This window comes from Paenibacillus sp. R14(2021) (assembly GCF_019431355.1).
GTDB lineage: Bacteria > Bacillota > Bacilli > Paenibacillales > Paenibacillaceae > Paenibacillus_Z.
The window spans coordinates 592,962-615,589 of sequence record NZ_CP080269.1; the positions used below are offsets into that span (position 1 = coordinate 592,962).

The following is a 22,628-nucleotide window of genomic DNA, read 5'->3' on the forward strand; positions in this document are numbered from 1 at the left end:
AATCATCCTCTCTGATCTATCTTCATGGTTAATGCGAACATACCAACCTGATAGGAGGCATCTTCGTTCGTTAACCAGCCGTCTAGTTCCCGGTTTCGTTCGTTCTTCAATCCATCGCGCTGCATGAGTTCCGTAACCGTCCCCATATAACGGTGCAATAGCTTTCGCGAATCGGACTCGGCAGCATTTATGCGGTAAGTCTGCATCGCAGCTTCGCTATACCCGGCTTGGATAGCGGCATCGAGAATATGCTCGGCAACGGAGCCTGGGAACTTGTCCGTGATTGGCTTGCGGGAAGCACGGAAGAGTGCCTCAAACAGTGGTAGACCCTCAGCTGGCACAGGGCCTGTCGCGGCATCCAGCAAATCTATGATTATGATGGTGGAGTCTTTGTGCGTAACAGATCGCAGCCAATCCAAGAAGTGAGGCAAATCGGGCAGATGAGGGACGACGAGCCTGGATATGACGAGGTCGAAAGGCTCTTTACCCTTGAAATTCTTATAGTCATCGCGAATGAAATCAAGTCCCGGCATGCTGCGTGTTTCGGCATAAGCAAAGATTCGCTCGTCTTTCTCAAGACCCGTACAGCGAAGATGCGGGTAGTGCTGCTTGATCTCCGCTAAGTAGGAGCCGTTTCCGGAACCGATGTCCAGTACGGATGACGCAGACTGAAGTCGTTCACGCAAGATTAGCTTTTCTTCCTGCTGGTAAAACAGTTCTGTCGTCAGGTTCAGCATGTCGTTGAACAGACGCGCGGAGTCGATGGCGCTCATGGCTGCATATCCTTCCCTGAATAAGAAATTAGTCCTAGTTCCAGTATACCGTCAGGATCTATTGTCGAACAATGGGGAATGTCTTTACGAGGGTGATTTGTTTTGACGCTCTTGGTCGAATCACCTATGATAGGGATATGCAAATGTTGCCGCGGATCGTTATTTGAAATCTTGAATCGTAAATGTCCACCTCGAATACAGTACTGCCGCCTATTGGCGGCAGTTTGCTTTTGCCAGGAAGCTCGGCAGATGCAGATCTCGTATGATATCGTTGCAGAAATGAAGCAGATTGAATAGCGGCGCAAGCCGGATGGAGGTTAAGCCATGCAAGTGCTTGAAGTAGATATTCGCAAGGCGGGGTATTCCGCGGAAGATCCGGTTATTCGGAATATAGGTTTTTCCATTGGCGCAGGAGAGTTAGTCGGCTTGATCGGACCGAACGGAGCAGGCAAGAGCACCACGATCAAATCGCTGCTTGGTCTCATCCGCTACGTGGACGGCCAGATGACGTTCGGCGGCGAGCAGGGGCGATATGCCTATGTGCCGGAACAGCCAGTACTCTATGAATATATGACGCTGTGGGAGCATCTTCAGCTTGCCGCTTCCGCTTATGAGCTTGACGAGTCAACGTTTCACGAGCGGGCGGAGGCGATGCTGGAGCGGTTCCGTCTGTCGGATGAGCGCCATAAGCTGCCGACAGGCTTCTCGAAGGGCATGCAGCAGAAGATGATGCTGATCATCGGCTTCCTGCTGAAGCCGGATGTCTATGTCGTAGACGAGCCCTTCGTCGGCTTGGATCCGCGCGCGACGAGGGACTTCCTGGAGCTGCTGCAGGACGAACGCCGGCGTGGCGCAGGCGTATTGATGTGCACGCATGTGCTTGATACTGCTGAGAAAATTTGTGACCGCATCATTCTCATCAACAGCGGTTCAATCGTTGCCCAAGGAACGCTGGCGGAGGTCAGAGAGCAGTCGGGCTGTGCGGTGGATGCGCCGCTAACGGATTGCTTCTACGCGCTGACTTAAGGAGGATGCATGTGAATCAACAATATAGCAAATGGACGAATGCCGTACTGTTTAGACGAAGACTGCGGCGGTTTTGGATGGAGCAATGGAAGGTATGGCGCACCGCGCTCGACTGGACGGTATGGCTTTACTTCATCGTACCAGGATTGTGGCTTGGGGGCGGCTCCTACCTGGATATCTGGCATCATCCTGCATCATGGTTAACGGGCATGCCGATATGGACAGGTGAACGCTTGCCGCTGTTCGTGATTTTCCTGGGCAGGCTGCGCACCTTTACCGAAGAAGCGGATGTACTGTTCCTGCTGCAGAAACAAACATGGGGGAGAGGGCTGAAGCTTAGAGGGTTTGGCTACACGGCTTGTATGCTGCTCTTGTTAACGTTAATTGTTTATGCGCTGCTGCTTCCTTTCTTCGTTGTCGTGCATCATTTTACGGCAGCATCCCTAGCGGTTATGGTCATCTATACCTGGATATGGGCCTGCATGGGTGCGGTATGGAGAAATAGGTTGGAGGCCCGCTACTCCGGTTATCTGAAGTGGGCGGTCAAGCTCGCCGCCATGCTTCTATTGGCTGTCACCTATCTGATCCCGATGATTGTGCTCGGTTCGGAGCCGCTGGATCTGATCGTTCCGATCTGCGTGGGCCTTGTGGTGCTAATCCTCCTCATGAGGTCGAAGCTGCGGGCAAGAGATATGTTTGACTCCGATGTTCAACAAGAACAGCTGGCTCGGCTGGCCAGCACGCAGCTGCTGCTAAGAAACGTAATGACGCGCAAACCGAGGATTCGCATGACTCGCCCGGTCGTTTTTCGCCACTCCAACCGTTTGTTTAAACGGTTTCAGAGCGATGCCGTTCTCGCCGAAATGATCATCAAATCGTTCGTTCGCAGGCTGCCGCTCATTCGGACCTGGCTCATCTTTACGGTCATTTCCGCCGTGGCTGTCCTGCTGTCGCCTACGGTGCTGAAGCCATTCCTGCTCATCGTACTGGCGCTGCTGCTGTCTTCCTGGGTCGTTTCCCATTGGCGGAGTATGCTGGCCGAACCGTACTTTGCTCAATTCAAATGGTCGGACCATGCGCTTCGGGAATCGTCCGGGCTCGTTCGCTTCTGGCTTGTCGTCCCGTCTGTCTTCTTGATGTCACTGATTACCGGCTTGCAGGATTATGGAGGCTGGGGCGTGCTGGCTGTCGTACCGAGCGTGTTCATATGGATCGGCCTCAGCAAATTTCTGAGTACGATGGTGCTGCTCAAGGCACGGCCTAAAGGCGAATAACGATAATCCAACCATTGCCTGCCGCGAGGTGCGGTTGTGAATTCATCTGTTCTTGAGCAAGGTTGAACTTAGAGGGGAATCCAAGCTTCTCTTGAATGAGCCGGTTGCGGCGCTTTCGCCAGCCAGGCAGCTGGACAGCGAGATCTAATGGATATAAAGGAGTGCAGCCGCAATGAGAATAATCGCCGCAACGATTTCGGACTATGCTTACATTAGAGAGCATGACCGTCATATCATTGAAAAATTAATCTTACCTAAAATTAGGCAGAACGAGATTTACATCCTTCAGCATGAAAGCGAAATGAATGTGGGGTGGATGCGTTACGGTTACTTTTGGGATAACACGCCTTTTATGAATATGATTTGGATAGACGAAGCGCATCGTAACAGAGGATTCGGCAAGAAAGTCGTTCTCTTCTGGGAGGAAGAAATGAAGAAGATGGGATTTACATGCGTAATGACCTCTACCTTGGCCAATGAAGAGGCGCAGCACTTTTACAGAAAACTAGGTTATCGCGATTCGGGCTGCTTGATTCTTGAAGAAGAGCCATTGGAAATTCTTCTTACGAAGTCACTGAAGTAACGGCCGCGCGGCAAAAGGTCTTGGATAGGCCGTTGACGAAATAAATCGAGAAACAAGCTTCGGGCAAATCGGTATTGAAAATGAAACTGGGGATGATGAAGCATGAATGACAGGCTTCGCTGGCGAAACTATTTATTGAAAACGAAGATGTTCATTGTGTTCGCTGCAACATCCCTGTTTATCGTCGCGCTGACCTGCCTTATTTTTTACCTTAAGAATGTAAACGATTTCAAGGCACAGACGATCGCGTTGTCCGATACGATTACGCGTCAGTTCAGCCGGACCTTCGAGCTGTACGTGCAGGACATCGAGCGGCTGTCGGTCTCCATCATCGGCGACCCCGTCATTCAGCAGAGCCTCATTGACCACTACAAATCAACGGACGAGGTGGAGCAGAACCAGATCGAGCTGCAGGTCAACAACCGATTATTCTCGCATTTACAGCCGCGTCCGCAGCTTCAGAGCATCTATATTTTCTCCTTGGACAACTTCGCGTATTTCATCTCTAAAGCAAGCGGACCCAAAACCAGCTTCCATCTGCGCGACGAATCCTGGTACGCGTACCGGGACGCCGTTCTTCGGAACAAATTTCTTCTGCTGCCGGTCACCGAAGAGGATACGGGCGGCGACCGCAAAGCCCAGGTCATCTCGTTCGTCCGCAACATTAACCGTATTCCTTACCGCGAAATATCCGCCTATATGAAAATCAACATCAACGTCAGCATCTTCAAATCCATGCTCGTCAATTCCGACGCCAACGAAGTGGAACGAAATATGAGGGTGTTCATTGTGACGGACGACGGACATATCGTTTACGATGACCGGGACAAGCTGACGGGACAGATCGACGCGGAACTTGGACTGTCCGCATTCCGTCCCTCGGGACGCTCCGGCGAGCTGGTTTGGCAGGGTCAACCGTATCTGTACACGATGGAGAAGTCGGCCTATACCAATTGGAATACGGTCATCCTCATTCCGAACGAATTCCTATTGTCGAAGCAGAAGAAAGCACAATATATCCTGCTGCTCGTCGGTCTGCTCGCCACGCTGCTCATTGCTATTGTCTCCTATGTCCTGTCGCATCAGATTACCCTGCCGCTTCGTTCCATGATGAAGAAAATGTCGCGCGTCGAGCTGGGCGATCTGAGCCAGCGGATGACCGTGCAGGGCAGCGATGAGATCGGCCGTCTGAGCCGAATCTACAACAACATGCTGGACAGTATCTCCCGTCTGATCTCCGAGGTATACGAATCCAAGCTCGCGGAGAAGAACGCCCAATTGTCGGCGCTGCAGGCGCAGATCAATCCGCATTTTCTGTATAATACGTTGAATATCATGAAGTCGATCAGCCGCATTCGGGGCATTGAAGAGGTGGCCGAGATGTCGGAATCGCTGGCCGAATTGTTCCAATACAGCATGAAGAACCTGCAGCACCCCGTGCCGCTGCGGGATGAGCTCGACCACATCCATAATTATATGAAAATCCAGCAGCACCGCTTCAGCAATCGGTTCGATCTGTCCACCGATATCCCGGACGAGCTGCTGGACGCCTCCGTGCTCAAGCTCACCATACAGCCGCTCGTTGAGAATGCAGTCATTCACGGACTCGGCAAAGTGAAAGCGGGGGGATGCATCGACATTCGCGCGCGCAGGCGCAAGGGCATGCTCATCGTGGAGGTGTCCGACAACGGCGCCGGCATGGACGGGAATCGGCTGCACGAGCTCCAGCACACCCTTCGGTATCCCGGACGGCTGTTCGATCCGATGGAGGAGCCGAATGGTATTGGACTGCGAAACATCGGCCAGCGGCTGCAGTTGCTGTACGGAGAGAATTGCGGGATCGAACTGGCCGGCAATGCTGGAGGCGGATTAACGGTGCGGCACACGTTGCCTTACCAGCGGTACGATCACAAGGAAGGAGAGACGGTCAATGAATATCTTCCTCGTCGAGGATGAACGATGGGCGCTGGCAGAGCTGGTGGAATTGTTCAAGCGCTATCAGCCCGCCCACAGCATCCATGCTTTCAGCAACGGAGAGGACGCGCTGCTCGCTGCGGCGACGGTCCCCCCGCACCTCGTGCTAACCGACATCACGATGCCGGGTATGGACGGCCTTGAACTAATCGAGGCGCTGATCGGCTTATATCCGGATGCGAAGGGGATCGTGCTCAGCGTTCACGACCAGTTCGCTTATGCGCAGCGGGGCGTGAAGCTTGGCGTAATCGATTATCTGCTGAAGCCGGTTAAGAAGGACGTGCTCTACAACGCAATCGACCGGGCGCTGCAGAGCATCGCCGATGACTCTAGGAAGAACGACGACCGCGCCTGCTGGTCGCTCATGCAGCAGATGCTTACCGCGGATGCAGCGAATCACTTAATCGCCGATACGCTTATGGATAAGCGTTATGGCATGGCGCTGATTCAGATCGACATCAAGCCCGCCTCTGCCGAGTCCGGGGACTCTGGTGCTGGACTTCGTACAGACGAGCTGAAGTCGCACTTTCGCCATCCCCGCCTGCGCGACCAAGAGCTGAACTGCATGACGATCGACCCGAGACGCAAAGTAATCCTAGCGCCTGCGCCAGACGACGAATTAGCGGGAGCCTTTCGAGTCGGCCTTGCTCAGCTGTATGGCAGGTTAACGCGGACGGGGATGCAAGCGCATGTCGGGTACTGCTTTAAGGAGGCAGCGAAAAGTCTGAACGGATGCTATGAAGGGCTGTTGAAGACATTCGAATCGCGGCTGAGATTCGGACAATCAACGTGGATCGAGCCTGAGCCGCAGGCGCGCAGCGAGAAGGGGCAGCTTCCCGAACTATCCGCCGTATGGGAGAAGGTTCGCGTCCTCCAAATACACCTTAAACAGGGTGATATGCTGAAAGGAAGGGAAACAATCCAGAAAATCGCTAGCGAGCTTAGCAGGAGGGACATGACCGTGAAGCAGCTGACGCTGTTCGTGAATGACCTGTTCTACTCGCTGAAATACAACCTTCAGGCATCCTCGCGAAGCGAGATCAACCTCGGCAAGCTGCAGGAAGATATCAGCACCATGAGTGCGTTTACCACGTATGAGCAATTGACGCGCTGGTTGACCGATAAGACGTTCGCGCTCATTGGTGAGCATGTGCCGATCGATCCGAACCCGAAGGGGCTTGTTCCCGTCCTTATGAATTGGATTCATGCGAACTATCCGAACGACTTATCATTGCAGAAATTCGCGTTCGACAATCATATCAGCTTAAGCTATCTATCGAGACTTTTTAAGTCTCAGACCGGCTTCACTTTCTCCGATTATTTAATCCGCCACCGAATCGCCAAGGCGAAGGAACTGCTGAATGAAGGCGGTGCGCGGCTGTCCGATGTAAGCAGTCTGGTCGGCTACGAGGATGCGAAGCATTTCAGCCATTTATTCAAAAAAATCGTGGGCGAGAGCCCTCATGCCTACACGAAACGAAAAAAGGAAAATTCACCCCCCCAATTCTGACAAATCCGCAGGTGTCAAGGCCAGCTGGCTCCATCTAAAATAAGGGTAAAGGGAGCCCGGGCCCTTGGCAGTACGCTCCTCATTGCAAGCGCATACATCCAATCATTTTGAAATATCGAGGGGTCCGTAAGGAACGGCTGACGATGTCAAAAAAACAGACCGATTAGGGAGGATGTTCAAGAATGAGTCGAACGAAACGCCAATCACTTGCGATTTTTATGAGCACGCTGCTCATCGTCGTCCTGCTTGCAGGCTGCGGCGGAAGCGGGGGAAGCAATAACGCGGGTGCAAACACACCAGCGGCAACGAACAACAAAGCAGACAACACGGCAGCAGGCAATACAGATAATGCTAGCCCAGATGAAGCGAATGCAGCGAACACACCTGCCGAGAAGCAGACGCTGACGCTTATGGTCGGCAATACAGGCACGACGCTGGACGCGCTCAAGAACGTCGCGGCCGAAGCCGAGAAGAAGCTCAATATCGCCATCGAATTCGATATTAAGCCAGACGGCACGGAAGGCGACAACCTCGTCAAGACGCGTCTTGCGACAGGCGATATGGACGATCTGCTCGTGTACAATACAGGCTCTCTGCTGCAGGCGCTCAACCCGGCAGACAACTTCCTGGATCTGGCGAACGAAGCGTTTATGGGTGACGTGATGGATTCGTTCAAGACAGTCGTCACCATTGACGGCAAGGTGTTCGGCGCCCCGGTCGGCTCATCCCAAGCCGGCGCGATTCTCTACAACAAGAAGGTATATGCGGATCTCGGCCTGAAGGTGCCGACGACGTGGACCGAATTCATGGCCAATAATGAAAAAATCAAGGCAGCGGGCAAGACGGCGGTCATCGCGTCCTACAAGGACACATGGACCTCGCAGCTGTTCGTGCTAGGGGATTTTTACAACGTGTCGACACAGGTGCCTAGCTTCGCTGCCGATTATACGGCTAACAAAGCGAAGTACGGCACGACGCCTGAGGCGCTGCGCGGCTTCGAGAAGACGGCCGAAGTATTCAAGGCCGGGTATATGAACAAGGATTTCCTCGCCACAACCTATGATGTAGCACTCAAGATGCTCGCAGACGGCACCGGCGTTCATTATCCGATGCTGACAGGCGGCCTGGATACGGTCATGCAGAACAGCCCCGACAAGATCGGCGACATCGGCGTCTTCCCGATTCCAAGCGAGAAGGCGGACGTGAACGGGCTGACGGTATGGATGCCGAGCGGCATGTATATCAACAAGAACAGCAAGAAGGTCGAGGCGGCAAAGCAATGGGTAGCCTACTTCGTCTCCAAGGAAGGACAAGCGGCATTCGCATCCAAAGTGAAAGCAGCAGGTCCTTACGTCATCAAGGGTATCGATCTGCCTGCGGATTCCTACGAAGGCGTTAAGGAAATGCAGCAGTACTTCGATGCAGGCAAGACGGCGCCGGCGCTCGAGTTCGTATCGCCGGTCAAAGGACCGAACCTCGAGAACATCACGGTTGCGGTCGGCAGCGGCATCAGCGACGCTGCAAAGGGCGCAAAGGACTACGACAAGGATGTCCAGAAGCAGGCGCAGCAGTTGAATCTGCCCGGCTGGTAGTCAGCATAGACAGCGGACGAATGGCATTATTATGGGGAAGGGCTCTGCACAAGCGCTGCAGAGCCCCTTTCTCGAAAGAAAGAGGAGAGACCGATGACCAAAGTAACGATGCGGACGTATTCCTACCTGTTCCTGCTGCCGGCCGGAATCATTTATTTCGTCTTCTACCTGCTGCCGACCATCTTGTCCTTCTTCTTCAGCATGACGAGATGGACGCTCACCAAATGGGATTTTATCGGCTTCGAGAACTACGCGACCTTCTTCTCTGAAACATCGCTCAGTATCGGCTTTAAGAATACCGTGATCTATGCGATTGTGACATGCGGGCTGAAGGTTGTATTCGGCCTGCTGCTCGGCGCGTTCCTGACCTCGCAAGTGAAGTTCAAGAACTACTTGCGCTCGGTCGTCTTCTTCCCGACGCTTCTCAGTACGATCGCAGTCGGGATTGCCTTCTCCACCATGATGCATCCCTCCCAAGGTGTCATGAACAAGGCGCTGGATGCCATCGGCATCATCGGGCCGGACTGGCTCGGCAATACGAAGCTCGCGCTGCTGTCCGTCGCCTCGGTTGATGTTTGGAAGGGTGTCGGCGTTGCTACGGTCATCTTCATCGCCGGCATTACGGCCATTCCGCAGGAATATTATGAAGCGCTCAAGATCGACGGCGGCAGCAACTGGTCCGCATTTCGGCACATTACCATGCCGCTCAGCCGACCTGCCATGAACTCGGTCATCATCTTGGCGTTTATTGGCGGTTTACGCTCGTTCGATCTCATTTGGGCCATGACCAAGGGGGGGCCGGGCTTCACGACCGACCTGATCGCCTCGATCATATACAAGCAGTATCAAGCCGGCTTCTACGGTCTCGCAACCGCAGGCAACGTCATCCTCTTCATCTGCGTGTCTGTGCTGGCGTTCCCGCTGTATAAGTTTCTGACCAGAAGCGAGGTGGATGTATGAGCAAATGGATGAGCACCCCGGTGAGTAAAAGCATGCGCCGTAACGTGAACTTCTCGGCAGTCCGGGGAATGGGCAGAGGCGGCCGGCAGCTCGCGCTCGGCGTGGTTGCGCTCTTCATCAGCACCATGATTTTCTGGATTCCGTTCTACTTCGTCATTATCAATTCGCTCAAGAACCAGACGCAATCAGCCGACCTGTCCATGGCATGGCCAACCAGCTTCCATTTCTTCGAGAACTATAAAGCCGTTTTGTCTGCGTCCGAGCATATGCTTGTGCGCGCCTTCCTAAACAGCGCGCTGCTGACCATACTCTCGATTGGCATCCTCGTCCTTGTCGCCGCGATGGCGGGCTTCGTCCTGCAGCGCAGGGAAGGTGGGCGCGCCTCCTCCTTGATCAATTTCTTGGTGCTCGCCGGACTGATGATTCCGCCCGCTATCGTCCCTACAATCTGGGTACTGGACGGCATTCACCTGTTTAAGACGCTGACCGGCATTACGCTTGTCGAGGTGTCCTTGCATTTCCCGTTCGCCGCGATTCTGTATAAAGCTTTCGTTGCATCGCTTCCGCGTGAAATCGATGAGAGCGCAATGATTGATGGCTGCGGCGGCGGTCGGCTCTTCTTCGGTATCATTTTCCCGCTGCTTAAGCCGGTGACTTCGACGATCATCGTCCTTACCTCGATCAACGTGTTCAATGACTTCGTCAACCCGCTTTACTTCTTCCCAGGCTCGGCAAACGCGACAGTGCAGCTGACGCTGTACAACTTCATGAGCCGGTTCACGACCTCATGGAACCTGCTGTTCGCAGACATCGTGCTAATCTCAATTCCGATGCTGGTCCTGTTCATTTTCTTCAATAAGAAGATTGTGGCAGGCATGACGGCAGGTGCGGTCAAAGGTTGAGCGGGCAGCATAACAAGATTCCTACATGTTTAAACGGTGAAAAGCTTGAGAAATCAGGCTTTTTATTTTTTAGTCTGGGGTAGGTGCCGTTTGAATATGAAAGTGCTTCCTTAAATTTCCTGAAAAAGGAGATTGTATGCAGTTCGCGAATATAAAACAGGAAGGATTTTACGTGAAGTTTGAATAATACGGGGTCAGAAATCGTCGCAAGAGCGAGAGAAGGATGAACATCATGAATCGAATCATTGTAATCGGATCTGCCGGTTCAGGCAAGTCTACCTTATCACAAAGATTAGGCGAGGCGCTCTCGTTACCAGTCGTTCACTTGGACCGATATTATTGGAAGCCCAATTGGCTGGCAACCCCGAGCGAAGAGTGGGATGAATTCCTAGAAGAAGTTGCAAGTAGAGAGCGATGGATTATGGACGGGAATTATACGAGGACATTAGGTATTCGATTGCATGCTGCCAATGCGGTCGTGTTTCTAGATATGCCAAGAATTTTGTGTATTTATCGGATTATCAAAAGAAGAATACAATATCATGGTAAAACAAGACCGGATTTAAATGAGGATTGCCCTGAGAAACTAGATTGGGCTTTTATTAGCTGGGTATGGAATTATAAGAAAAGCAGCAGACCAAGAATTGTTGAAATGCTTGAACGAGTGAAGGAAGGTAAACAGGTTGTAATATTAAAGACAAGGAACGAGGTAAAGGAATTTATAGCACGATTAGAGAAGAATGGAAGATCCTAAGAAGATGTCAGGAAGCGGGTGGTAGCTCATGCGCAGGATAACTTTCATTTTCGTGTTCCTTGTAATTTTATCCGCTTGTCAGGCAGCTCATACAAGAGGAAATCCAACGGCAGAAGAAGCGTTAAGAATGGATCCAGATGCAAATATTTTCATGTATAACGACACGATATTTAATACAGGCGTTCCGTGGGTGGATGAATTAATGTTGACGAAAGATAAACAGGTAACCGAAATTAGTAAACAAAAGAGCAATGGTAAAGACTTCAAAAATGGTACAGCAAACAAACTAGCAAAAGGGACCAAAATCTACCGTGTCAAAGAAAGACAGGATATTTTAATTGCAGAAACCAAAGATGGTGACCTAAGATACTATAATTTAATTGAAGGATAAGAAACTAGGAACCCGGTACCTCACATTTTCACGATATGGGTTTTGAAAGCGGGCTCAAAGATTCTACTGAGGTTCAGTCAGTCATACAGCAGATACAGGGTCTGGGTAATTAAACCCGGATGGAATAAGGAGGGAAAACCTTATCATGATTTATGTCGTTAGACATGGAGAAACAGATTTAAACAAGCAAGGAAGACTTCAAGGAAGACAAGGCATTGAGCTAAATACCCGAGGTATCGAGCAGGCGGAAGCACTCCGAATGCAGCTGAGTTCTATTACATTCAGTCATATCTATTCATCTCCGCAAGTAAGGGCTATTCAGACTGCAGAAATCATAACAGGAAAGAGAGCTGCCATCGATCCAAGACTTGATGTTTTTGATCTGGGGGAGGCTGATCGATTACGCCGAGATGAAGTGAAATGGAAAGGGCTTGTTCCAGACCCGGAAATATATAAAGGTGTTGAAGATATAAATGGCTTCGTTATACGGGTGTTTGATTTCATGAAAGAGCTTGAAAGTAACTCGGGAGCAAGAGATGTACATATATTAATAGCGGGGCATCGGTGCACGACGGGATGCATTGGGGCTTACTTTGAAGGGATGCCAGACAATGGTAATATACTCAAGTTCTCTTCAAATAACGGCGAATATAAGAGCTATACATGTAAACCAATAGAAGAAGTTTAGGTTTCTATCGACCAGAAAGAGAGGGGATGGATGACTTGAGCGATACAGAGGAAGCGAACAAAGTTGAGCGTAGGAACGAGCGAATGCGGAAAGATGCCAAACCATCCGCAGTCGATCCCGCGCTTTGCCCGATCTGCGGAAAAGACAACCGCTGCGGGAATCTAAAGGGGATGCCGCAGGGGACTTGCTGGTGCTTCAGCACGACGTTTTCTGAGGAAATCTTCAACCTCATTCCAGATGATCGCCGCGGACTCGCGTGCATCTGTCAAGCATGCGTAGAAGAATCTCGCGAGAAGCAAAAGCGATAATTACCCCAAATGCACATAGAACGTTGCAGCTTGTGGTCGGAAGCAGCAGCCTCATATTGACGGATTTCCACACGAACAAATCCCCATCGTTATGCATTTACGATGGGGATTTGTTATTCATATGGGATGGCGAGATGACTTCAAGTAGCTATATCGCTGCAGACCATTCTCCTGTTAAGGAAGAGAAATATGCAGCTGTTTTATCAATCCGCCTTCGAGCTTAAAGGTATGCTTCAATAAGAACGGATCGGGAAGATTCGTCTTATCGAAGTCACCGTCAATCGAAGCGATGACGACGTAAGTCCCGTCATGCTCTGACGTATCGGTCATTTCAAAACGAACATGAGGGCCAAACACATCGGATTTGCTCCAATTGTCGATGGCTTCCAGCCCTTTGTACGCTCTGTTATCGTCAACGACTTGTGCATTAACGTCGAACGCGGCGATAAAGATGTCGGGCTGTTCATCATTCGCGGCGTTAAAGTAAGCATGGACGGATTCCGGCAATTGAATCATGAACAAAACCTCCTTTGCGTGTAGGACTAAACCATTAGACCGTAGGGATCGTACCGCCGTCAATGACATATTCACTTCCCGTAATGGTGGCAGCACGGTCAGAAACCAAGAAGGCAGCGAGCTCGGCGACTTCCTCAGGCAGCCCCGGACGACCGATCGGGATACCGCCAAGGGAGTCCATCAGTTCTTGAAGCGCGGCTTCGCGGCTTCCCGCAACAGTTGCGATTCGGTCGATCATCCGATCTGCCGCTTCTGTCTGAATAAATCCAGGCGCGATGGTATTAATCCGAATGCCTTTCGGAGAAAACTCGTTGGATAAGCCCTTGCTGTAATTGGTAAGGGCTGCTTTCGTTGCAGCATAGGCCAAGGTCGTCTCGTACAGCGGGAGCTTCCTCTGAATGGAGCTTACGTGAATAATCGCGCCCTTCCCTTGCTCGACCATAAGCGGGAGCAAGTTTCTGTCCAAGCGGACGGAGCCAAGCAAATTCAAGTTCAAGGTTCCGATCCAGTCTTCTTCGGTTAAGGCAAGTGCGCCCCCTGGAGGAGTGGAAGCACCGCCTACCGTATTAATGAGGATATCAATGCCGCCCAGCTTCTCTTTCACAGCTTCTACAATCAGCGTAGTACCTTCCGGCTTCGTAACATCGGCTTGAATGAAATGAACCCCCGGGATATCAAAATCCGCCGGAATCGTCCGCGCAGTCGTCAACACCGTGGCGCCGGCTGCAGCCAGCCGCATCACAATGGCGTACCCCATTCCCTTGGTTCCTCCGGTTATTAATGCGCGTTTCCCTTGAAATTCATGCTCATAAGCAGCGAAATTCATATTGAATATCCTCCATGTGTATAGAATGAAATGAGTTGTGTATCGGTCACATGTGCTAGCTTACGCCCTATTGATACATAAGTCTAATTTATTATAATAATATATATCATTATTTTCGTTCATGTATAGTGGTCCCTGAAGCCTGATCTGGCATTAATCATGAGAAGTATGTATGATTAAAACATTGCTTATGAGTCGTATGAATAGGAGGCATTCAGATGGAACTTACTCAATTAGAATACTTCCTGGAAGTTGCAAAGACCGAGCATCTGACTAAATCAGCAGAGGCTCTATCTGTCACGCAGCCTGCGCTTAGCCATTCCATTTCGAAGCTTGAAGCTGAGCTCGGGGTACCGTTATTTGAACGGAAGGGAAGAAGCCTGCAAATTAATCGCTACGGAAAGATGTTTGCTCGGCGTGTGGAGAAGATATTGCAGGAAGTGGAACGGGGAAAACAGGAAATTGAAGAATGCTCGAACCCGGAATCGGGAACAATCCACCTTTCTTATTTGAATATATTGGGCGTGGAACTGATTCCCCATCTCATTCGTGAATACCAGAAAGCGAATCCCGCAATAACCTTCCGGTTATCTCAAGGGGACAAGGGAACGATCCTGGATCAGGTCGAGGACGGCTTCTCGGATCTGTTGATCACCTCAGAAAGACCCGTAAACGACACCTATGAATGGGTGCCAATTCGGACGTACCCCCTGTACTTAATCGTCTCCTCCGAACACGCGTTTGCGGATATGGAAACGATCAGTCTGAAGGAAATTGCCGGCGAACCGTTTGTCAGCCTGAAACAGAACTGTTCGTTACGCGACTCGATTCTGACCCGCTTTCATCATATCAATTTCACGCTGTCATCCACTTATGATGCCGAGGATCTCCAGACGGTGGCCGGATTCGTAGCCGCTGGACTCGGCGTATCCGTATTGCCCAAATCAGCCGGCTTGAACCTCGAAGGGCTGCGATGGATTCCGATTCAAGAGGAGGAATGGGTTTGGGAAATCGGCTTGCATCTCAAGAAGGACCGATTTCTATCCCCGGCAACCGACCGATTCGTTCATTTTATGAAGGAGGAAGCGTCGGCCTATTCAAGCTGAGACTTCCGTCGACGAGGGAATAGTAGGGGAGATTGGTAACATGCACCGGCAAACTTGCTGGAAAGCGATTCGCATACTATAATGTGCTTATTAAAGTTGCATCTCCACAGAAGCATCATCATGATTAGGAGGGAAACAAATGAGCACAGTGAATCGAGGCATTAATATCGGTCCTCCTTGGTTTAAAATTGCCGTTCATTCGGTTGTCTGGTTAGCAAAAAGCGGAGGGATCGTATCAAGCGCTATGATCGCGAGTCAGGTTGATTCCCACGCAACGTTCATGCGCCGCGTCATGCAAACTTTATCGGTCGCAGGGATTGTGGAATCCAGGGGAGGTCGCGAAGGCGGATATATGCTGCGCAGACCCGCTGAACAAATTACGTTAGGGGATATTTACGCTGCCGTTAATCAATGTTCACCAGAACAAGAGCAAAGCGTAGAAGATTGTGATGAAGCAGGCGAGCTGCTCGATCTGGAACTGGAAAAAATCCTAGCAGAAGCTGAGCAGCAAACGATCGATTTCCTGCGTCGGTATACGTTGACTCAGGTCATGAACCGGGTCGATTACTTCGTCAATTAATTTTTTTTTAACGAATGGGTAGCCATATTTTCGATTTTGTTTTATACTGTGCTTAATAAAGTTGCAGTTAAGGACTGCACTTTTTATTTTATTCTTAATGTGCTTATTGTAAGCACATATATCGGGAGGGAAAAGCGTATGACATTCCACCTTGGGCACAAGCGGGGCGGTCTAATAACAGGTTATATCTAGACATAATGTGCCTGTGAAAGTTGCAATTAAAGATCAATTAAGAGGAGAAGATTGAAATGACTATATTAACCATCGTATTACAAAGCGTGTTGGCCCTGATGTTCCTCATGGCTAGCTCTGGAAAAATCTCGGGTGCCAAAGTACAAGTTGAAGGCTTCAAACGCTGGGGACTGCCGCAATGGTTCCGAGTTGTAACGGGACTGATTGAACTCGTCGGAGCCGGAGCTTTAATCGTTGGCTATTGGGATGCGAGCTGGATTGCTCTAGGAGCCGTCATTATCGGTATTACAGGAATCGGCGGCATTATCACGCATATTCGGGCTAACGATTCGATGAAAGAGACATTTATGATTGTTCTTCTGACGATTATCGCAATCGTATTGTATGCTCTTCACGCATCCGCTTTATCCGATTTCCCGGGCTTTAACTAAACGCCGGTAAAAACACGCATGATAAACAGGAGGAGGAATTGACATGGGAATTCTAGATAATAAAATCGTGCTCATTACGGGTACCGGAGGCGGACAAGGCCGCGTTGCTGCACTGACCTTTGCAAGAGAAGGCGCAATTGTTATTGGATCCGATATTAAGGTTGATGGCAACAACGAGACGGTTGAGATGGTACGCAGAGCAGGCGGTACAATGACAGGCTTCGCTCCTGTCGATCTCACTGACCCTGAACAGGCTCGGAAGCTTGTAGAGGATGCCGTCGCTGCTTATGGCGGACTCGACATCGTCTACAATAACGCGGCTATGCAGTATTTCGGCCCGATGCCGGATTTCTCTATCGATCATTGGCGGGCTACGATTGCCGGCGAACTTGATATTCCATTTTTCGTATCGAAATACGCTTGGCCGCACTTGGTACAGCGCGGGGGCGGTGTCATCATCAATGTCGCGTCACTGGCAGGTATGGTCGCAGGAGAGACCCCTCCGATGGTTGCGCACAGCGCAGCAAACGCGGGCGTTATCGGCATGACGCGGCAATTCGCGCTTGAAGGCGCGCGCCATGGAATCCGTGCGGTAGCGATCAGTCCTGGACCGATCCTGACACCGGCAAGCGACCGCGACCTCGGCGACAACCAAGCGGCCCGGGACGCGATAACCAGCAAGACGCTTCTTAAGCGGTTCGGTCAACCCGAGGAAGTCGTGGAGCTTGCAGCTTTCCTCGCTTCTGATCGGGCGTCTTACATCACAGGCGCCAATTACGCAGTTGACGGCGGAGCTTCCGCTTGGTAATCCTAAATGATGGAATCCAGGAAATGAACCTGGATTCCATTTTTAACATTCGGCGCTGGCCCGCGTTATTCAATTTAAGGTTGACAGAAATTAATCCTATAATTATATTATTTAATAATAGTTTATTTACGATGTGCTATAGGGGGAAACGAACGTGGAAATCGGTGTAGATTCATTTATCGAAACAACGCCTGATGTGCAAACAGGCAAGACGATCAGTCATGCGGAACGTATACGTGAGGTCGTAGAGGAAATCGCCCTTGCCGATCAGGTCGGGCTCGATATATTCGGAGTTGGTGAGCATCATCGCAAGGAATTCGGGGATTCAGCGACCACCATTGTGCTGGCGGCGGGAGCGGCATTGACCAAAAAAATACGTTTAACGAGTTCAGTAACGGTGCTTTCGGCTGCTGATCCTGTACGCGTGTTTCAGGAATTTGCTACGCTAGACGGGATTTCAAATGGGCGTGCGGAGATGATCGTGGGCCGTGGCTCCATGGTCGACGCGTTCCCGTTGTTTGGCTATGATTTGAATGACTACGACGAGCTATTCGAAGAGAAGCTTGAACTGCTCTTGAAATTAAGAGAATCCGAGATCGTAACCTGGAAAGGCGGCCATCGACCGGCCTTTACGAATCTCGGCGTATATCCGCGTCCGGTTCAGACTCCCATACCTGTCTGGATCGGCAGCGGGGGAAATCAAGCTTCGGCGGTTCGCGCCGGCGTACTGGGATTGCCCCTTGTTTTGGCGATTATCGGAGGGAGTCCGCTGCAGTTCGCTCCGATCGTGAAGCTTTATAAGAAAGCCGCGGCCCGTGCAGGTCATGATGAATCCAAACTTAAAGTAGCTGTACATTCACTGGGATTTGTTGCGGAGACGAATTCGCTTGCAGTCGACAGGTATTTCCCGCCTACTCAGGCATCGTTTAATTTATTCGGCAAAGAGCGCGGTTGGGGAGAATATACCCGTTCGTACTTTGATGCTTCACGGAACTTAGAAGGCTCACTCTACGTAGGCGATCCCGAAACGGTAGCCAACAAAATTTTGTTCATGCGCGAACATCTAGGCTTCTCGCGGTTCTTCCTGCATTTACCTGTAGGCACTATGCCGCATCATGAAGTGCTGAAAGCTATCGAGCTATTGGGAACCGAAGTCGCACCGCGCGTTCGAGAAGCGGTGGCTGCGAAATAAGCATAGAAGGCATAATTAAATGGGATCAAGTATCTTGTCCGCTGATGGCGGACAAGCACTTGATCCCAATTTCAGTTACGGCATTAAACCTCGAGTCCGTTGCGAACTGCCAGCTGGTTGTACCAGTAATAGCTCGCCTTGGGCGTACGTTCAAGCGTTTGGAAATTCACGTCGATCAGCCCGAATGGCTTCGAGTAGCCGAATGCCCATTCAAAGTTGTCCATAAGCGACCACACCATATAGCCTTTCAGATTAACGCCGGACTCCAGCGCGCGATGCAGGGCAAGGATGTGCTTATGCAGGAAGCTGATCCGGTTCGCGTCGTTCACTTCGCCGTTTACGTTCTTCGCTTCATAGCATGCGCCGTTCTCGGTAATATAGATCGGCAGCGCGCCGTATTCCGACGTCATCCACGTCAATACGTTATAGAAGCCTTCCGGATAAATGTTCCAGTCGAAATCCGTTTTCTCAAAGCCGGAGCGTATATCCAAGCTGTCGTACAGATCGCCCGCACCCGGGTTATATTTCACGAGCGTGCCCGTGTAGTAGTTAATGCCCAGGAAATCGATCGGCCGACTGATGATTTCCATGTCGCCCGGTTGGATTTTGACCGTGTAGCCTTTGTCCGCATACCAGCGCTTTACATGTTCCGGATAAGTGCCTTTCAATACCGGAGACAAGAACCATTCGTTAAACGCGCCGTTCCGAAGCGCCGCTGTTCGCACATCGTCCGGATGCGAGCTGTAAGGCTCGTTCCACTCCGTGTTCGGCGCATAGCCGATCTCGCCGACAATGCCGAGCTCTCTGAAGCGCTCAACCGTCTTGCCGTGAGCAACAAGGATATGGTGAGCCACATCCAGCGCAGCCTGCAGGTCTTGCTTGCCCGGCGCATGAGCACCGATGTAGTTAGAGAGAATGGAGATACACCATGGCTCATTCAGCGTCAGCCATTTCTTCACTTTGCCGTTCAAACGCTGGAAAACGGTTTCGGCGTACGTAACGAAGGCATCAATCGTCGCGCGGTTTTCCCAGCCGCCCTGATCCTGCAGCGCTTGCGGTAGATCCCAGTGGTATAAAGTCAAGAATGGCTCAATGCCGTTCGCCAGTAATTTATCCACCAGCTCTTCATAGTAATCCAAGCCCACTGGATTCACTTCGCCCGCGCCTTGCGGAATGACTCGAGGCCAAGCGATCGAGAAGCGGTACATCTTCACGCCCAGCTCTTTCAGCAGTCGGACATCATCATCAACGCGATGGTAGCTGTCGCAAGCAATGTCGCCTGTATCGCCGTTCAACACTTTCCCCGGCGTCTTGGAGAATGTATCCCAAATACTAGGGGCGCGGCCATCCTCGTCGAACGCGCCTTCAATCTGGTAAGCAGCCGTGGCTGTACCCCACTGGAAATCGTCTGGAAATTTCACAAAAGTCAAAACAGTTCCCTCCAGCATTCATCTTCTTTAACCATAGACAGCCTTATTATATAAATAAATAACTGTTGCTGCTACGCGGGGATTCTACTTTTTAGGTTAATTAATTTAAGGTTTTGGCGCATGCTTTATTCATTCGAATACACGCTCGCTTGAGGCTCGCATGGCTGCGATTACTTGACATCTGACATCGGCTCGTACTAATGTTAGTGGCAAGAGGTGGAGTACATGAGCAAGAAACAGGACATTATGGCTGCTACGCTCGACTTGATTCATGAAGAGGGGCTGCAGTCGGTTACGTTCTCCAAGTTATTTAAACGAGCAAACGTAGGGTCCGGTACGCTGTATAATTATTTTGCCAATAAAGAAGAGCTCGTTAATGCTGTCTACAAGGATGCGCGGATGCTTATGGGGGAATATCTCTTGCAGGGTTACGATCCTGAAGCGAGCCTGTATGAGCGCTTTAAGTGCCTTCAGTTAAATCGACTGCGATTTGGCATCCATCATCCTAAAGAGTATCTGTTTATCGACAGCTATTCGTTCTCGCCATATATATCACCAGAGCTGCGTAGTATGGACGATGCGCACAATTCCCGAGAAGTCGTGCTTTCCGTCATTATTGAAGGCCAGAAGCAGGGGATTATCAAAGAAATGGATTCTCATCTATGCCATCAGCTCATACACGGCATTATTACTTCGATACTGAAAGGCTATTATGTACAGAAATACCCGCTGAACGATATTCAGATTCAACAAATGCTGGAGGCCTCGTGGAAAGCGGTCCTCGTCTAATAACAGCCCTTTTGACCGGCAGCGGTCTGAGCGGGCTGTTTTTTTGTGGATTTCTCTTGTAAGCTTCGGTTCAAATTTAGAATATTAATTCCGAAACCGTTCAAACAATCGATTTAAGGATGGAATGAATTTTCCGGTATATATCAGTTTTAACGCAAAAACCCCGTATGCTTCTTGCTTGTTCCACACGAACTATGGTGCTCTGAACAGAAATATCAAAGCACATGTCTGAATTAATACATGTATTGGATAAATCTTCATGGAATATTCATTCCGAAAATCCATTGACGTAGTTCAACCAAAGAGCTATACTCACTATGGAACAAACATTCCAAACATTTTCGAGGAGGTCATGATACATGTCTAAAGTATGGCTCATCACAGGAAGTTCCCGAGGGTTTGGCCGCAGTCTTGCAGAAGCGGTGTTGGCTAAAGGAGATCAACTCGTCGCAACGGCCCGCAAAACCGAACAGCTTGCCGATCTCGAAGAGCGCTACGGCAGCCAAGTCCGCCTCGTACAACTGGACGTCAATCGATACGAGCAGGCGGAAGCAGCCATCCAAGCCGCTTTCGAAACATTTGGACGGTTAGATGTCCTTGTGAATAATGCAGGTTATGGCAATGTCTCTTCTATCGAAGAAACGTCAATGGACGACTTCCGCGCTCAAGTGGAAACAAACCTATGGGGCGTCATAAACGTCACGAAAGCTGCGCTGCCATTGCTGAGAGAGCAGGGTCATGGTCATATCGTACAATTCTCTTCCATCGGCGGCCGGACCGGCGCACCGGGTCTTGCTCCATATCAAGCGGCCAAATGGGCCGTGGAAGGCTTCTCCGAGGTACTGTCCAAAGAAGTCAGCCCGCTAGGGTTAAAGGTCACATTGATTGAACCGGGCGGTTTCCGTACCGATTGGGCAGGCTCCTCCATGCAGCATATTGAGCCGAGCGACGCGTACAAGGATACGGTCGGCGGCTTGCTGAAGCATCTGCGCGATGTTACCGGCAAGGAGAATGGCGATCCAAGCAAAGCCGCTCAAGCGATCATCGCGATCGTCAATGAGGATAACCCGCCGCTTCGTTTGCTGCTCGGAAGCGATGCGGTCGCGATCGCAAACGCGGTTGATACAGGGAAATTGGCGGAAACGAAACGTTGGGCGAAGCTCAGCATCTCAACGGACTTCGAAGCGAAAGCATTGGATCCGGAAGTAACGCGCATGTATGACGAGTTTGAGGACGAGTAAGCAGGAGCCGCAAGTGCGTGAACGCGGCCTAATGGGTTAACCGCTTCAACCAAACGCAGAAAGAAGGTGCATCATTGCAAATAACCGCGAGAATTTCGTTATTATCGATGGCTGTTGTTACTACCTTCGGAACGATGATGGCCGCGCCGGCAGTTAAGCTGCTGACCGTGGCTTTCCCGGATACGAACGCGCTGCTCGTGCAGTGGGTTGTAACGATGTCATCCTTGTTTATCTTGCCGACGTTATTCATGGCAGGCAGGCTCGGCAGGCGATTTAACCGCAAATCCATCTTAATTGCAGGCTTACTCATGTACATCGTTGGGTGCGTCGGCCGGCATTCATGCATTCGTTTGACATGATTTTAGTCTTCAGGGCGATCTTGGGCTTAAGCATTGGCCTGATCTCGCCAACGTTCAACACGCTCATTGCGGAGAATTTCCAGGGCAATGAAAGATCGCGGATGAACGGCTTGCAGACCTCAATCAATGGGATCGGCGGAGCGATTTTCCTTTCTATCGGCGGATTTATCGCATCGCTGGGGTGGAGAGACGTATTTCTAACGTATCTCTATGCTGTTGTATTATTCATTATGGTGCTCGTATTTCTTCCTAAATTTCCGCCTGCTCAGGCTAATCAAGGCGCTAAAGCAGCCGTTAAGCTGTCGAAGTTCTTCTATTCCGTAGCGATAGCAGGGGGACTGCATGCGATGCTGTTTACGCTGATCCAACGAATCTTTCTTTATTTCTGGCCAATAACGGGATCGGCAGTGTCACATCTGTAGG

The 22,628-nt window shown here is 50.7% G+C and carries 25 protein-coding genes; 21 read left to right on the forward strand and 4 right to left on the reverse strand.

Translation table 11 applies throughout. From position 1 onward, the window contains the following. Positions 1–2 precede the first annotated feature (2 nt). The gene (locus tag KXU80_RS03055) at positions 3–773 is read right to left on the reverse strand and encodes a class I SAM-dependent methyltransferase (protein ID WP_219836828.1); all 771 of its coding nucleotides are present in this window, start codon (positions 771–773) and stop codon (positions 3–5) included. A 324-nt stretch (positions 774–1,097) separates the two neighbouring features. Here KXU80_RS03055 and KXU80_RS03060 point away from each other — a divergent pair, with 324 nt between their 5' ends. From KXU80_RS03060 to KXU80_RS03115, 12 genes are all read left to right on the forward strand, one after another. Next, positions 1,098–1,799 carry an ABC transporter ATP-binding protein gene (locus KXU80_RS03060; RefSeq protein ID WP_219836829.1) on the forward strand — a complete coding sequence of 234 codons (702 nt, stop codon included), beginning with the start codon at positions 1,098–1,100 and terminating at the stop codon, positions 1,797–1,799. An 11-nt stretch (positions 1,800–1,810) separates the two neighbouring features. Continuing rightward, positions 1,811–3,073: an ABC transporter permease gene (locus tag KXU80_RS03065; RefSeq protein ID WP_219836830.1), complete on the forward strand. Its 1,263-nt coding sequence runs from the start codon at positions 1,811–1,813 to the stop codon at positions 3,071–3,073. 172 nt (positions 3,074–3,245) lie between these two features. Beyond that, entirely contained in the window at positions 3,246–3,656 is a 411-nt protein-coding gene (locus tag KXU80_RS03070) for a GNAT family N-acetyltransferase (RefSeq protein WP_219836831.1), read from the forward strand. A gap of 102 nt (positions 3,657–3,758) precedes the next feature. Continuing rightward, the gene (locus tag KXU80_RS03075) at positions 3,759–5,612 is read left to right on the forward strand and encodes a sensor histidine kinase (protein ID WP_219836832.1); all 1,854 of its coding nucleotides are present in this window, start codon (positions 3,759–3,761) and stop codon (positions 5,610–5,612) included. Then, positions 5,587–7,140 carry a response regulator gene (locus KXU80_RS03080; RefSeq protein ID WP_219836833.1) on the forward strand — a complete coding sequence of 518 codons (1,554 nt, stop codon included), beginning with the start codon at positions 5,587–5,589 and terminating at the stop codon, positions 7,138–7,140. Before KXU80_RS03075 ends, KXU80_RS03080 begins: the two co-directional genes overlap by 26 nt. 182 nt (positions 7,141–7,322) lie before the next feature. Then, positions 7,323–8,732: an ABC transporter substrate-binding protein gene (locus KXU80_RS03085; RefSeq protein WP_219836834.1), complete on the forward strand. Its 1,410-nt coding sequence runs from the start codon at positions 7,323–7,325 to the stop codon at positions 8,730–8,732. 93 nt (positions 8,733–8,825) lie between these two features. Continuing rightward, positions 8,826–9,692 carry a carbohydrate ABC transporter permease gene (locus tag KXU80_RS03090; protein ID WP_219836835.1) on the forward strand — a complete coding sequence of 289 codons (867 nt, stop codon included), beginning with the start codon at positions 8,826–8,828 and terminating at the stop codon, positions 9,690–9,692. Between the two features lie 68 nt (positions 9,693–9,760). After that, complete coding sequence (locus KXU80_RS03095; protein ID WP_219838845.1) at positions 9,761–10,594, forward strand: carbohydrate ABC transporter permease; 834 nt, start codon at positions 9,761–9,763, stop codon at positions 10,592–10,594. 232 nt (positions 10,595–10,826) lie between these two features. Next, positions 10,827–11,348, forward strand: a complete 522-nt coding sequence (locus KXU80_RS03100) for a DNA topology modulation protein (RefSeq protein WP_219836836.1) — start codon at positions 10,827–10,829, stop codon at positions 11,346–11,348. Positions 11,349–11,400: 52 nt separating this feature from the next. Then, the gene (locus tag KXU80_RS03105) at positions 11,401–11,739 is read left to right on the forward strand and encodes a hypothetical protein (protein WP_219836837.1); all 339 of its coding nucleotides are present in this window, start codon (positions 11,401–11,403) and stop codon (positions 11,737–11,739) included. A gap of 145 nt (positions 11,740–11,884) precedes the next feature. Continuing rightward, positions 11,885–12,427 carry a histidine phosphatase family protein gene (locus KXU80_RS03110; protein ID WP_219836838.1) on the forward strand — a complete coding sequence of 181 codons (543 nt, stop codon included), beginning with the start codon at positions 11,885–11,887 and terminating at the stop codon, positions 12,425–12,427. A 35-nt stretch (positions 12,428–12,462) separates the two neighbouring features. Continuing rightward, positions 12,463–12,735 carry a cysteine-rich CWC family protein gene (locus tag KXU80_RS03115; RefSeq protein ID WP_258171222.1) on the forward strand — a complete coding sequence of 91 codons (273 nt, stop codon included), beginning with the start codon at positions 12,463–12,465 and terminating at the stop codon, positions 12,733–12,735. A 174-nt stretch (positions 12,736–12,909) separates the two neighbouring features. Here the strand turns inward: KXU80_RS03115 and KXU80_RS03120 are convergent, their stop codons facing one another. Further along, a complete protein-coding gene (locus KXU80_RS03120; protein ID WP_219836839.1) occupies positions 12,910–13,251 on the reverse strand; it encodes a nuclear transport factor 2 family protein in 342 nt (113 codons plus the stop codon). Positions 13,252–13,285: 34 nt separating this feature from the next. Continuing rightward, positions 13,286–14,077, reverse strand: a complete 792-nt coding sequence (locus tag KXU80_RS03125) for an SDR family oxidoreductase (protein WP_219836840.1) — start codon at positions 14,075–14,077, stop codon at positions 13,286–13,288. 218 nt (positions 14,078–14,295) lie between these two features. Between KXU80_RS03125 and KXU80_RS03130 the strand changes: the two genes are divergently transcribed. From KXU80_RS03130 to KXU80_RS03150, 5 genes are all read left to right on the forward strand, one after another. Next, the gene (locus tag KXU80_RS03130; protein WP_219836841.1) at positions 14,296–15,183 is read left to right on the forward strand and encodes a LysR family transcriptional regulator; all 888 of its coding nucleotides are present in this window, start codon (positions 14,296–14,298) and stop codon (positions 15,181–15,183) included. Between the two features lie 139 nt (positions 15,184–15,322). Then, positions 15,323–15,763: an RrF2 family transcriptional regulator gene (locus KXU80_RS03135; RefSeq protein ID WP_219836842.1), complete on the forward strand. Its 441-nt coding sequence runs from the start codon at positions 15,323–15,325 to the stop codon at positions 15,761–15,763. A 248-nt stretch (positions 15,764–16,011) separates the two neighbouring features. Beyond that, entirely contained in the window at positions 16,012–16,386 is a 375-nt protein-coding gene (locus tag KXU80_RS03140) for a DoxX family protein (protein WP_219836843.1), read from the forward strand. Positions 16,387–16,429: 43 nt separating this feature from the next. Continuing rightward, a complete protein-coding gene (locus KXU80_RS03145) occupies positions 16,430–17,194 on the forward strand; it encodes an SDR family NAD(P)-dependent oxidoreductase (RefSeq protein WP_219836844.1) in 765 nt (254 codons plus the stop codon). A 154-nt stretch (positions 17,195–17,348) separates the two neighbouring features. After that, positions 17,349–18,386: an LLM class flavin-dependent oxidoreductase gene (locus KXU80_RS03150; RefSeq protein ID WP_219836845.1), complete on the forward strand. Its 1,038-nt coding sequence runs from the start codon at positions 17,349–17,351 to the stop codon at positions 18,384–18,386. A gap of 83 nt (positions 18,387–18,469) precedes the next feature. Here the strand turns inward: KXU80_RS03150 and KXU80_RS03155 are convergent, their stop codons facing one another. Further along, positions 18,470–19,816, reverse strand: coding sequence for a GH1 family beta-glucosidase (locus KXU80_RS03155; protein ID WP_219836846.1), 1,347 nt, complete (start codon positions 19,814–19,816; stop codon positions 18,470–18,472). A gap of 225 nt (positions 19,817–20,041) precedes the next feature. Between KXU80_RS03155 and KXU80_RS03160 the strand changes: the two genes are divergently transcribed. The 4 genes from KXU80_RS03160 to KXU80_RS03175 all read left to right on the forward strand — a co-directional run bounded on the left by KXU80_RS03160 (position 20,042) and on the right by KXU80_RS03175 (position 22,627). After that, the gene (locus KXU80_RS03160) at positions 20,042–20,605 is read left to right on the forward strand and encodes a TetR/AcrR family transcriptional regulator (RefSeq protein WP_219836847.1); all 564 of its coding nucleotides are present in this window, start codon (positions 20,042–20,044) and stop codon (positions 20,603–20,605) included. A 359-nt stretch (positions 20,606–20,964) separates the two neighbouring features. Further along, positions 20,965–21,846 (forward strand): oxidoreductase, encoded by an 882-nt coding sequence (locus KXU80_RS03165; RefSeq protein WP_219836848.1) that lies wholly within the window; start codon positions 20,965–20,967, stop codon positions 21,844–21,846. 74 nt (positions 21,847–21,920) lie between these two features. Next, positions 21,921–22,205, forward strand: coding sequence for an MFS transporter (locus KXU80_RS03170; RefSeq protein ID WP_219836849.1), 285 nt, complete (start codon positions 21,921–21,923; stop codon positions 22,203–22,205). After that, a complete protein-coding gene (locus KXU80_RS03175; protein ID WP_219836850.1) occupies positions 22,187–22,627 on the forward strand; it encodes an MFS transporter in 441 nt (146 codons plus the stop codon). The genes KXU80_RS03170 and KXU80_RS03175 overlap by 19 nt, the downstream gene beginning before the upstream one ends. The last annotated feature ends 1 nt before the right edge of the window (position 22,628 follow it).